Annotated in this window: 6 protein-coding genes; 5 read left to right on the forward strand and 1 reads right to left on the reverse strand. The window is 59.9% G+C overall.

Annotation, left to right across the window (positions count from 1 at the left end):
- The first annotated feature begins 69 nt into the window (after positions 1-69).
- The 5 genes from ATO7_RS00730 to ATO7_RS00750 all read left to right on the forward strand — a co-directional run bounded on the left by ATO7_RS00730 (position 70) and on the right by ATO7_RS00750 (position 11,765).
- A complete protein-coding gene (locus ATO7_RS00730; protein WP_158522970.1) occupies positions 70-5,451 on the forward strand; it encodes a beta strand repeat-containing protein in 5,382 nt (1,793 codons plus the stop codon).
- A gap of 220 nt (positions 5,452-5,671) precedes the next feature.
- Positions 5,672-6,937 carry an SH3 domain-containing protein gene (locus ATO7_RS00735; RefSeq protein ID WP_083559008.1) on the forward strand — a complete coding sequence of 422 codons (1,266 nt, stop codon included), beginning with the start codon at positions 5,672-5,674 and terminating at the stop codon, positions 6,935-6,937.
- A gap of 104 nt (positions 6,938-7,041) precedes the next feature.
- Entirely contained in the window at positions 7,042-8,520 is a 1,479-nt protein-coding gene (locus tag ATO7_RS00740; RefSeq protein WP_083559009.1) for a leucyl aminopeptidase, read from the forward strand.
- A complete protein-coding gene (locus ATO7_RS00745) occupies positions 8,517-8,948 on the forward strand; it encodes a DNA polymerase III subunit chi (RefSeq protein WP_206044748.1) in 432 nt (143 codons plus the stop codon). The genes ATO7_RS00740 and ATO7_RS00745 overlap by 4 nt, the downstream gene beginning before the upstream one ends.
- A 63-nt stretch (positions 8,949-9,011) precedes the next feature.
- Positions 9,012-11,765, forward strand: coding sequence for a valine--tRNA ligase (locus ATO7_RS00750; RefSeq protein WP_083559011.1), 2,754 nt, complete (start codon positions 9,012-9,014; stop codon positions 11,763-11,765).
- An 11-nt stretch (positions 11,766-11,776) separates the two neighbouring features.
- On the opposite strand, the gene ATO7_RS00755 is transcribed toward ATO7_RS00750, so the two are convergent.
- Positions 11,777-13,267, reverse strand: coding sequence for a patatin-like phospholipase family protein (locus ATO7_RS00755; RefSeq protein WP_158522971.1), 1,491 nt, complete (start codon positions 13,265-13,267; stop codon positions 11,777-11,779).
- Positions 13,268-13,285: the final 18 nt, after the last annotated feature.

Genomic DNA, 13,285 nt, shown 5'->3' on the forward strand with positions numbered 1-13,285 from the left:
ATCGGATTTGGGGAAGCTCGGCTCGGAGGGCGCGGACGCGCTGCGCAGCTAACTATCGGCGGTGCGCGTGTGCAATCGGCCAGAGCCCTGTGCTTCCGGCTACTGGTACTCATGGGTGTGGTGTTTGCGTCTACGCAACCGAGCTATGCGCTCGATCTGACGTACCACACGACCTTGAAAAACTTCGTTTCAGGCCCCGACCGACCGGAGACCAGACTGATCCAGAGCAGTGATGGAAAGCTCTACGGCACCACGTACTCCGGCGGCACTGAAGGCCGCGGTACGATCTTCACGCTGGCACCTGACGGATCCGACTTCAACATCCTTTACCAATTCTCCGCCGCCGACACCGACGGGGCAAACCCCAACGCCGGCCTGATCCAGGATAACAATGGTGCACTCTACGGCACTACGGAGTCCGGAGGCACAAGCTCCCGCGGAACGGTATTCAAACTCGCCGCTGATGGCTCCAGCTTCGAAACCCTCTATCACTTCTCCAGCAGCAGCACCGATGGCCAAAGGCCCCGCGCCGGCCTGATCCAAGGCAGCGACGGCACCCTCTACGGAACCACGCACTCCGGCGGCACCGTCTCCCGGGGCACTGTATTCAAACTCGCCACGGACGGCTCAAGCTTCGAAACCCTACATCACTTCACCAATGGCCTATGGCCTCGCGCCGGCCTGATCCAGGGCAGCGATGGTGCGCTCTACGGCACTACGGAGTCCGGCGGTACAAGCTCCCGCGGAACCGTGTTCAAACTCGCCACGGACGGCTCGAATTTCCAAATCCTCTACGACTTCTCCAGCTTCAGTACCGACGGCCAAACCCCCCTCGCTAGCCTGATCCAAGGCAACGATGGTGCGCTCTACGGCACTACACAGTCCGGAGGCACAAGCTCCCGCGGAACGGTATTCAAACTCGCCGCTGATGGCTCCAGCTTCGAAACCCTCTATCACTTTTCCAACAGCAGCACCGATGGCCAATCCCCCTACGCCGAGCTGATCCAGAGCAACGACGGTACGCTCTACGGCACCACGTCGTTCGGCGGCTTCCATGGTGGCGGCACCGTGTTTACTCTGACGCAGGACGGATCAGGCTTCGAAACCCTCCATCACTTCTCCAGCAGCAGCACCGATGGCCAATACCCCTACGCTGGCCTGATCCAGGGCAGCGATGGCGCGCTCTACGGCACTACGCAATCTGGCGGCACAAGCTCCCGCGGAACCGTGTTCAAACTCGCTACTGATGGCTCCGGCTTCGAAACCCTCAATCACTTCTCCAACAGCAGCACCGATGGCCAATATCCCTACGCTGGCCTGATCCAGGGCAACGACGGAACACTCTACGGCACGACCAGAAACGGCGGCACAAATAACAACGGCACTGTGTTCAGGCTGGCCCCTGACGGTTCCAGCTTCGAAACTCTTTATGAACTCTCTTTGAGCAACACAGATGGCCAACACCCCGAAGCCAGCCTGATCCAGGGCAGCGACGGCATGCTATACGGTACCACCGTCTTCGGTGGCACATATAACTACGGCACTGTGTTTAAGTTACCGCCGGACGGTTCCGGTTTCGAAACTCTCTATCACTTCTCCAACAGCGGCGATGGCCAGTACCCCTACGCTGGCCTGATACAGCTCAACGACGGAACACTTTACGGCGCGACCAGATTCGGCGGCACAAACTCCCGCGGAACCGTGTTCAAACTGGCCGCTGATGGCTCCGCTTTCGAAACTCTCTATCACTTCTCCAGCAGCAGCAGCGATGGCCAAAACCCCTCCGCAACCCTGCTCCAAGGCAGCAACGGTGCGCTCTACGGCACTACGCAATCTGGCGGCACACATAACGTTGGCACTGTGTTCAAACTAGCCGCTGATGGCTCCGCTTTCGAAACTCTCTATCACTTCTCCAGCAGCAGCAGCGATGGCCAAAACCCATCCGCCAACCTGCTCCAAGGCAGCAACGGTGCGCTCTACGGCACTACGCAATCTGGCGGCGCACATAACAGAGGCACCGTGTTCAAACTGGCCTCTGATGGCTCCGGCTTCGAAACTCTCTACCACTTCTCCAGCAGCAGCAGCGATGGCCAAAACCCCTTCGCAGGTCTAGTCCAGAGCAGCGACGGTGCGCTCTACGGCACTACGGTAAACGGCGGTGGTTTTGGTGGGACCATATTCAAACTAGCCAATGACGGCTCCAACTTCAAAACTGTTTACCGCTTCGCCAACACCAGCACCGATGGTCACAACCCTAGCGCCGGCCTCCTCAAAGGTGACGACGGCACCCTCTACGGCACTACCAGAAACGGCGGCACAGGACTCCGCGGAACCGTGTTTGCCCTAAGCGAGGCACCCGCCGACTTCGGTGATGCGCCAAGCGCCGCTCAAAGCGGTTTAGCCTCGGATTATCCAGTTCTGCGGGTGCAAGATGGCGCGCGCCATGCCGTTTCTCCGCTGTATCTGGGCAACGCAGTAGATGGCGAGGACGATGGCCAACCCTCCGCCAACGCCACCGCCGATGACCTGGATGGTGTGAGCAACGACGAAGATGGTGTCACTTTCAGCAACCTCACCATTGGCAGCAGTGCCGCCGTGATGTCGGTGGTTGTCAGTCAGGCCAATGTCGGGAAAATCAATGCCTTCGTAGACTTCGACACGAACGGTGATTTCGGCGACAGCAACGAACACATCATCAGCGACGAGCTGATTGAAGGTTTAAGTGAAGCAATCCCATTTGAAATTCCGTCTACAGCCGCGGCGGGCACTACATTCGCACGGGTACGCCTGAGTTCGGCCGGCGGTGACGGCCCAACCGGCGGTGCCGATGATGGTGAAGTCGAGGACTATCAAATCACGCTGGCACTGCCGACCTTGAGTATCAACGAGGCCAGTGTGGCTGAAGGCAACAGCAGCACCAGCAATTTGAATTTTGAGGTCACACTCTCCGCCGCTGTATCACACGATGTGAGCTTCAACTTCGTGACCGCGGATGATACCGCCGTGGGCGGCAGTGATTATCAACCGATCAGTGGCGCGGCCACGATCAGTGCTGGAGACACCAGCGCACAAATCAGCATTGCGGTTTATGGCGATACCACATTCGAGAATGATGAAACCCTGGCGCTCACTCTGTCGTCCCCGATCGGCGCCACACTCAGCACTGGCGCGGCGACGGGCACGATCAGCAACGATGACAGCGCACCGAGTGTTTCGCTTGCCGTCAACACCAGCACCATTGCAGAAGATGGCGGCAGCGCCACTGTGACGGCGCAGTTGAGCGCCGCATCCAGCCTGCCGGTGACCGTGAATCTGTCCTATACGGGCAGCGCGACCGGAGTGGACTACAGTGCCAGCGCATCCAGCATCACCATCGCGGCCGGCCAAACCAGCGGCACGGTGAGCCTGACGGCCATCCAGGATGCGCTGGATGAGTTCGACGAAACCATTGTGGTATCGATCGACAGCGTGACCAATGGCAGCGAAAACGGCGAACAGCAACAAACGGTAACGATCACCGATGATGATCCGCCACCGATTGTCACGCTCACGCTGGGTGCCGGCACCTTGCCAGAAAATGGCGGCAGCACCACCTTGACCGCCAACCTGAACACGCCATCCGCCAAAGATGTGAACGTAGACTTGGGATTTTCCGGCACCGCCTTGGGCAACGGCACGGACTATATCGCCAGCGCAAGCAGCATCACCATCCTGGCCGGCACGACCAGCGGCAACATGACACTGAGCGCCGTTGAAGACAGCTGGGATGAAACTGATGAAACCATCGTCGTGGATATTGTCGGGGTCAGCAATGGCACGGAAGATGGCACTCAGCAAATCATCGCAAGCATCCTTGATAACGATGACGCTCCAACGGTCAGCCTGTCGCTGAGCAGCAGTACATTTGATGAAGCCGCTGGCACAACCAGGGTGATAGCCACCCTTTCGGATGTGTCTGGGCAGGCTGTGAGCGTGGATCTCGGGTTTGCCGGCAGCGCATCCTCCTCAGATTACAGCGCCACATCCACGCAAATCCTGATTCCGGCCGGTTCGCCCAGCGCGGACCTGCTGCTGACCGCCACGGCAGACACCCTCTTTGAAGGCAATGAAAGCGTTGTGGTGAGTATCAGCGCACTAAGCAATGCCAGCAGCGGCTCTCCGAGCGAAGTCACGGCCACGATCATCGACGACGATGCTGCCCCCACAGTTTCGCTGACGCTGAGTGACAGCCCGCTGGCCGAAGCCGGCGGTAGCGCCACGGTAACGGCCAGTTTGTCCAACCCCAGCACGCAAGACGTAAGCATCGATCTGACGTACTCCGGCACGGCATCCGGCAGTGACTACACAGCCAGTGCGAACAGCATCACGATTGCAGCAGGCGAGCTGACCGGCAGTGTCACCCTCACTGGCCAGAATGATCAGACCTTTGAGGGCGACGAAACCATCGTGGTGGACATCGACAATGTCACCAACGGCGCAGAATCCGGCAGCCAACAGGTCACCGCCATCATCACCGATGACGACAGCCAACCCAGCGTAAGCCTGGCGTTGACTGGCAGTCCGTTTGCTGAGGCGGGCGGTGTCGCCACAGTCACCGCGAGCTTGAGTAACCCGAGCAGTGACGGCATCACGGTTGAACTCGTTTTCGCAGGCAGCGCTGGCGGCAGCGACTACAGTGCCAGCGCAACACAAATACAGATCGCGGCAGGAGAAAGTAACGGATTCATCACCCTGACCGGCATTCCTGACAGCATTTACGAAGGCAACGAGACGGTGCAGGTCAGTATCGATACCGTAACGAATGCGGTAACAGGTGCGCCGAGCAGCATTACGGCAACGATCGCGGATGATGATCCAGCGCCAACGCCACCGCCGGTAGCAACGCCAACGCCGACATTCCCGTCGACACCACCTCCGACGCCAACACCTGTGGCAACGGCAACGCCCACATTGACACCCACACCACAACCGACGCCAACGCTGGTTCCGTCCCCACTTCCCACACCCACGCCTGTACCCACAGCAACACCTACGCCTACGCCTACGCCTACGCCTACGCCTACAGCGTCGCCAACACCACTGCCCACCGCAACACCGATACCGGGAAGTGTGGTGATCAACACGTCAGGTCCAGTCCAGGACAACATTTTGCCTGCCGGTAGCAAAAATGTGCCGCTGCTTTCATTTGGTGTACGCAATCCCAGCGAGCAGATTGCTGTGGTGAGTCAGGTCAGCGTTCTCCTGTTGGACAATGATGGCCATCTTGCCGTCGAATCTGTTCGACTGGTCCTTGATGCCAACGGGAACCAACAGGCGGATGTGGGCGAATTGATTCTCGCCAATCTCGCAAACATACCTGACGACGGGCTGCTGTCATTTGAGCTTGCAGACCCCCTATCGTTTGCCGCTCGGGCGAACAAACGTTTTGTCGTCGTTGTTGATTTCAAGTAACGAGGCCACAGATGAAAAAACGTTCTTTGCCACAGGCACTCGCTTTCAGCACTCTGCTAGCACTGTTGACATCGTGTAGCGACGGCAGCAGTGCCAATGTAGACAGCGTGAACGCCTCCTACTCCGCCACTGACCCGCAAGTAGAAGCAACCGGCACAGACAGTGGAGATGCCGTCAACATGGAGGTATTTGACGTTCACAGTGCCGTCGTAGAACTGCAATGAGCGATCTCAGATGGCACACCCTGGCCCTGATGATCTTGGGCTGGTTCAGTGTGACGCCTTGCCTGGCAGATACAGGTACGGCTTGGGCTGGAGCTCTGCTGCGAGCGGAGCCGAGCACTGAATCGAGGATTATCGGCATTGTTGAGCGTGACCGGAGCGTATCCATAGTTGAGCAACTGGGCGACTTCGTTCAGGTCCGATTGCCTGATGGATCGGAAGGTTTTGTACGCCGCGTGATGTTGTACTTCGAATCTTCCGAGCCGACGCAACTGAACTATTCTGCAACGGGGACGACAAGGACCCGAGCGAACCTCCGCGCCAGCCCAGATCTTGAATCTGAGATTCTCGATGTACTCCCCGCTGGCGAACGCCTTGAAATTCATGAACGCCACGGCCGTTTTGTCAAAGTCCGAAATCTGAATAGCAACGCACTGGGTTATGTGTCGGAGCATCTGCTTCGCATTGGCCCCAGCGAACAGCGCATCCCCATCCCTGAGCCCGTTCGGATTATCGGAGTCGAGAGCCAAGTTCCTGACTCGGAGGATAATGTCAATACACAGGCATCCACCGAAAACACGCTCGACGCCCCGAAGTCCGAGGACGTTGTGCTAGAACCTCAATCCATTCATGTGGAATCCAGCGAGCACGAAGACAATGAATTGACTCTTGTCTCTCCCCAACCGACGAAAGAGTCATCCAGCGAATTCCACCGCTGGTATGTGTCGCTGGACGGTGGATATGCCTCCAGCGATATATCGGCAAGCGAGCTCAATCGTGCCTTAGAGTCGGCCGCAACATTTGTAGATCTCACTCAACTTGATACATCCAGCGCCGCTTGGTCCGCGTCAGTCGGATTTCACATCACAACAGCGTGGGCTGTAGAGCTTGGCGTACTGGACCTGGGAAGCTATTCCAGCAAAATTGATATCCGCAATGCGGACGAAGCCGCTGTAAAAGAGATTCTTGCTGATCAGCATCCGGTTGGTGGTACCGGTGCGCGTGTCGCCATCTCTGCTCAAAAAACCCTGCACGACTGGATATTTGCGGGAACCGTCGGTCTGTTCAGGAGCTTCGACACAGAGGTCAGTGTAGACATCGACGGCACATCGCACGTAGTCGAAGGTGAAGATACATCCATGCTGCTGGACGCGTCCGTAGGATATCGCCTGTCCCGGCGGTGGCTGATACAAGCTTATGTTTCGCATCTGGAACTTAACCAGACAGCAGTCAATGCCGGGTTACGATTGAGATTCAACCTCTAGAGAGCAACGCTTAGAGCTTTCCCAGGGGGCTCGTATGCGAACAACTCTCGGTCAGCAATCCGGGGCTGGGCTATTATCCCCCCACACTTCTGATCTTCATCAGCATGAAATATCAAATCAAAGCCGGCGCTGCAGACAAGCAGCGCACCGCCTGCCTTGTCCTCGGTGTCTTCGAGCGCCGCAAGCTGTCCGAACCGGCACAAGCGGTGGATCAAGCCACCGACGGCCTGCTCACCGAGATGCTGGGCAGCGGCGACATGGATGGCCGCGTCGGTCAGACTCTGCTGCTGCACAAGCCGCAGGGCGTGGCGTGCGAGCGCATTTTGCTTGTAGGACTGGGCAAGAACACAGACTTTAATGCCACCCGTTACACCCAAGCGCTGACCAGCGCCGCTCAGGCACTCAGCAAACTCGGCGGCAAGGACTGTTACAACACGCTTTCGCTGCTCAGCGTCCAGGGCATGGATGCGAGTTTCGCCGTACGCCAGGGCGTGCTGGCCAGCGCAGCCGCGTTTTACCGTTTCGACGAATTGCTGATCAAGAAAGCCCCGGCCAGCAAACTCAAAAGCATGACCCTGGCCGTGGCTGCGCGCAGCGCCGCACTGGATGCCGCACTGGCCCAGGCCACAGCCACCGCTGCCGGCGTCAAGCTGACCATGGACCTGGGCAACCGCCCGGGCAACCTGTGCACCCCCTCAGACCTCGCGGCACTGGCCCAGGACATGGCCAAAGGCCAGAAGAACTTGAGCTGCACGGTGCTGGAAGAAAAAGACATGGCCAAGCTGGGCATGGGTGCGCTGCTGTCGGTCTCACGCGGCAGCCGCCAGCCGGCCAAGCTGATCATCATGGAATACAAGGGCGGCAAGAAAGGTGACAAGCCGGTCGCTCTGGTCGGCAAGGGCCTGACCTTCGATGCCGGCGGCATCAGCCTCAAGCCTGCGGCCAAGATGGAAGAGATGAAGTTCGACATGTGCGGCGGGGCCACCGTGTTCGGCGTGTTCCAAGCCCTGATCGAAGCCCAGCCGAACATCAATGTGCTGGGCATTGTGCCGGCTTCGGAAAACCTGCCCGACGGCGATGCCAACAAACCTGGCGATGTGGTCAAGAGCATGGCCGGGATCAGCATCGAGGTGATCAACACCGATGCCGAAGGTCGCCTGATTCTGTGCGATGCGCTGACCTACACACAGGAAAACTACGACCCGGAGGTGATCATCGACATGGCCACGCTGACCGGCGCCTGTGTGGTAGCGCTGGGTGATCAGGCCACCGGGCTGTTCGCCAACAACCAGCAGCTGGCCGACGAACTGCTTGCCGCCGGCCAGAGCACAGCCGATCGGGCCTGGCAGATGCCGCTGTGGGAGGAATACCAAAACCAGCTCAAAAGTGCGGTTGCCGATGTGGCCAACGTGGGTGGGCCGGGCGCCGGCGCGATCACCGCCGCCTCCTTCCTGCACCGCTTCACACGTAAAGCGACCTGGGCCCACCTGGATATCGCCGGCACCGCCTGGAATGCGCGCAAGCTGGGCACCGGCCGCCCGGTGCCGATGTTGATGCAATACCTGTTCAACAAGGCTTCGTGACCCGCGTCAGCTTCTATGTGCTGAACGCGCCGGATGCGGACGTGCATGATTTCGCATGCCGTCTGCTCGAGCGCATCCACAGCCAATCGCAGATGGCTTACGTCAACCTGCCCGACGCCCAGGTCGGGCAGGTTTTCAACGAGCGCCTGTGGACATTCAAACAGGGCAGCTTCGTGCCGCATGACCTGGAGCACGAGGACAACACCTCACCGATCGTGCTGGGCATGGGTTCACAACTGCCGGCCCAGCGTGATGTGCTGCTCAATCTGGACCTGGGCCAGCCCCAGCCACCCGACTTTTTTTCCAGCTTCGAACGTGCGCTGGAAATCGTCGCCGGTGATGCAAACGAGAAGGCAGCCGCACGTCAGCGCTACGCTTTCTACCGCAGCCGCGGCTACGAGCTCGAAACTCATCAGATCGGCGCCTGACCCGGCGTCCCCTGCCCTCTATAATGGCCGGCTTTTTCCCGGTCACAGCAACGCTGCTTTCGCATGGACAAGAACTACGATCCCGCCGAGATCGAATCCCGCTGGTACACCCAGTGGGAGGACAACGGATACTTCCGCATGGGCATGGAGGGTGATGCGTACTGCATCATGATCCCGCCGCCGAACGTGACCGGCAGCCTGCACATGGGGCATGCCTTCCAGGACACGATCATGGATGCGCTGACCCGTTATCACCGCATGCAAGGCCACGCCACGCTGTGGCAGCCGGGCACCGACCACGCCGGCATCGCCACCCAGATGGTGGTGGAACGACGCCTGGCCGCTGAAGGCACCAGCCGCCACGATCTTGGCCGCGATGCCTTCATCGAAAAGATCTGGGAATGGAAAGCCGAGTCTGGCGGCAACATCACCCGCCAGCTGCGCCGCATGGGCGCCTCGGTGGACTGGGAGCGCGAACGCTTCACCATGGACGAAGGCCTGTCCGAGGCGGTCACCGAGGTGTTCGTCAAGCTGCACGAGGAAGGCCTGATCTACCGCGGCCAGCGTCTGGTCAACTGGGACCCGGTGCTCAAGACTGCGGTGTCGGATCTGGAAGTCGAATCGCAGGAAGAAAACGGCCATCTGTGGCACTTCCGCTACCCGCTGAGTGACGGCTCCGGCCATCTCACGGTTGCCACCACCCGCCCGGAGACCATGCTTGGCGACAGCGCCGTGGCGGTGCACCCGGACGACGAGCGCTACCAGCATCTGATCGGCAAAACCATCACGCTGCCCCTGGTCGGGCGCGAGATTCCGGTGATTGGCGATGATTACGTCGATCGTGAATTCGGCACCGGGGTGGTCAAGATCACCCCGGCACACGACTTCAATGACTACGAGATGGGCCAGCGTCATGGCCTGCCGCTGATCAATATTCTCAACGACGACGCCAGCCTCAACGACGATGTGCCCGAAAAATATCGCGGCATGGATCGTTTCGATGCGCGCAAGGCCGTGGTCGCCGATCTCGATGCCCTGGGCCTGCTCGACAAGGTCGATGACCATCGCCTGATGGTGCCGCGCGGCGACCGCACCCATCAGGTGCTGGAGCCCTATCTGACCGACCAGTGGTTCGTCAAAGCCCAGCCCCTGGCCGAGCCGGCCATTGAAGCGGTGGAATCCGGACGCATTCGTTTCGTGCCGGAGAACTGGTCCAAGACCTACTTCGAGTGGATGCGCAACATTCAGGACTGGTGCATTTCGCGTCAGATCTGGTGGGGCCATCGCATCCCCGCCTGGTATGACGACGCCGGCAACATCTACGTCGGGCGCAACGAGGACGAAGTGCGTGAAAAGCATCAGCTGGATGCTGGCCTTGCGCTGCGTCAGGACGAGGACGTGCTCGACACCTGGTTTTCCTCCGCACTGTGGCCGTTCTCGACCCTGGGCTGGCCGGCCAACACTGCCGAACTGGCCAAGCATTACCCGACCAGCGTGCTGGTCACCGGCTTCGACATCATCTTCTTCTGGGTTGCCCGCATGATCATGATGGGCCTGAAGTTCATGGACGATGTGCCATTCCGCGAGGTGTATGTGCACGGCCTGGTGCGCGACGCCTCCGGTGCCAAGATGTCCAAGTCCAAGGGCAACGTGATCGATCCGCTGGATGTGGTCGACGGGATTACCCTGGATGCCCTGCTGGACAAGCGCACGGCCGGCTTGATGCAGCCCAAAATGGCGGAAAAAATCGCCAAGCAGACACGCAAGGACTTCCCCGAGGGCATTCCGCAACACGGCACCGATGCGCTGCGCTTCTACTTTGCCGCGCTGGCTTCGACCGGGCGTGACATCCGCTTCGACACCCAGCGACTGGCAGGCTACAAGAATTTCTGCAACAAGTTGTGGAATGCCGCGCGCTATGTGGACATGACCGTCGAAGGCATCGACCTGTCAGACGACGGCGAGATCGAAACCAGTGTCGCCGACCGCTGGATCATTTCCAAGCTGCAGCACACCGAAGCGACCGTCAATCGCCATTACGCGGGCTATCGCTTCGACCTGATCGCCGCGGAACTGCATGAATTCGTGTGGCACCATTTCTGCGACTGGTATCTGGAACTGACCAAGCCGGTCATCAACAATGCCGACAATCCGGCCGCCCGCCGTGGCACCGCCCGGACCCTGGTGCGCGTGCTGGAAACGGTGCTGCGCCTGCTGCACCCCTTGATGCCCTACATCACCGAGGAGATCTGGCAGCGTATTGGCCCGCTGGCCGGCAAGCAGGGCGAAACCATCATGCATCAGCCCTACCCGGTGGCCGACCCCAGCAAGGCCGATCCGGCCGCCGAGGCCGACATCGCCTGGTTGCAGCAATGCCTGCTTGGGATCCGCCAGATTCGCGGCGAAATGGACATCGCGCCGGGCAAACCGCTGGACGTGTTGTACCAGGATGAAAGTGCCGACGATGTGTCACGCCTGGCCTCAATGGGGCCGTGGTTGAACGCACTGGGCCGCATCAACAGCCTCGAGCCTGCTGGCGACAACCCGCCGGAATGCGCCATGGCAGTGGCCGGTTCACTCAAGCTGCTGGTGCCAATGGCCGGATTGATCGACAAGGATGCGGAGCTGGCCCGACTCGACAAGCAGATCGCCAAGCTGGAAAAAGAACTGGCCGGCGCAGCGGCGCGGCTGAAGAATCCGAGCTTCGTCGAGAAGGCCCCCGCGGAAGTTGTCGAAAAAGCCCGTCAGCAGGCTGACGCGCAAGCCCGCACCTTGAATGAACTGAAAGCCCAGCAGGACAAGATTCGCGCCCTGTAGGCGCGATACGCTCAGGCGGCGTGCTGTTTGACGCGCCGCTTTTCGATCTTGTCCAGACACAGGGCCAACGTCCGGCTGATCACCGTCTGATGGCGGATCATGGCCAGCTTGGGCCAGGTTGCACGCTCGCCCTGGATGATCATGCGACGCACGTCCTGAATCCGCGGATTGCGGATCACGCGCGTGTAGCTGTTCATGTCAAAGCTCGGCAGGATGGTCACGTTGCCACGATAGTCCTGATCAAGGATGCCGGAGGCATGATCCAGGTGGCGGCGCAGGCGATTCAGTGGGTGCGGCAGATTGTTACGGGTGAACTTCAGCGCCAGCTGGGCCTGATGACGCGCCGCGCCCAGGGCCAGACGTCCAGCACCGTGCATCAGACCCGCCTCATCCGGCTCGCGCTGGGTCAGAAACGGCAGCACATGCGGGTTGGTCTGACTGACGATGAAATGATTGACGTTGAACAGCCGACGCAGGCGCATGCGCGGCAGGTCGCTCTGCAGCGAGCCATCTGCCCAGCGCAGTGACGACATGTACGGCTCGCGTTTGCCTTGCAGGTTACGCGTCGCCAATTTCACCGGCGGGAACAGGAACGGCACGGCGCAGGATGCGAGCACCGCCTCACGCATGTACAGATGCGGGAAGGTCAGATGGTTGAGCAGGCGTGCCGGCTGGTTGTCGGCCACCGGTGATACGGTGATGTTCATCGAGATGCCGGACAGGGCATGGGCCTCTTCGAAGGTCACATCCGGCAGATTCTCCGACAGACCACGGCGCAGCTTGTTCTGATCCATGATGCCGCCGGTGCGGCGCATGTCGCGCGGCGACAGCAGGCCCCACAAATCCAGATAGAGGTTGTCCGGATCCATCAGGGTCTGGGCCTCTTCCCGGGTGCGCGCCGAGACACAGGCCCCGACCAGCGATCCCGCACTGGAGCCCGACATGATGTCCGGCAGCAGATCATGCAGATACAGGGCGCGGACAATACCGACATGGAACAGCCCCATGGTGGCACCGCCGGATAACATCAGTGCCGAACGCCCGTAGCTCTGGGCCAGATCGGAAAAGAATGACCGTTTGGTCGCTTTGCGGATGCGGGAATCAGGCTGCTCGGCAATCCAGTCCAGGGCTTCGGTCACCGTGTCCAGATAGGACTCGATCAGATATTTGGTGCCCAGCGGGCTGACCCCGTAGAGCAGCGGGTTGCCCGAGTTGCCCAAGTTCCAATGCAAACCCTGACGCAATTCATACATCAGGTCATCGGGGCGGTCCTGATAGCGCAGACGACGGATGGTATCCAGACGCTCACGCACCAGCTGGTGGTCGTAGTCCTTGCTGGTTTCGGTCTCGCGCCATTCGTGCCCGCCGCTGAAATGCTCGTAATCGGTCGCAGCCTCCAGCCATTCGTCGTAATTGATCGCGTTGTCCATTGCACGCTGGGCCTCGTAAAGGCGATAGCGATCACGCAGCTTGTGCATCCATGGCGTAGAGGTATTCGGCACCTTTCCCGTCCTGAAATA

The organism is Oceanococcus atlanticus (assembly GCF_002088235.1).
Taxonomy (GTDB): domain Bacteria; phylum Pseudomonadota; class Gammaproteobacteria; order Nevskiales; family Oceanococcaceae; genus Oceanococcus; species Oceanococcus atlanticus.

Coding starts and splice junctions, on each gene's coding strand:
- ATO7_RS00735 (WP_083559008.1), top strand. CDS start 5,672: ATGAGCGATCTCAGATGGCACACCCTGGCCCTGATGATCTTGGGCTGG.
- ATO7_RS00740 (WP_083559009.1), top strand. CDS start 7,042: ATGAAATATCAAATCAAAGCCGGCGCTGCAGACAAGCAGCGCACCGCC.
- ATO7_RS00750 (WP_083559011.1), top strand. CDS start 9,012: ATGGACAAGAACTACGATCCCGCCGAGATCGAATCCCGCTGGTACACC.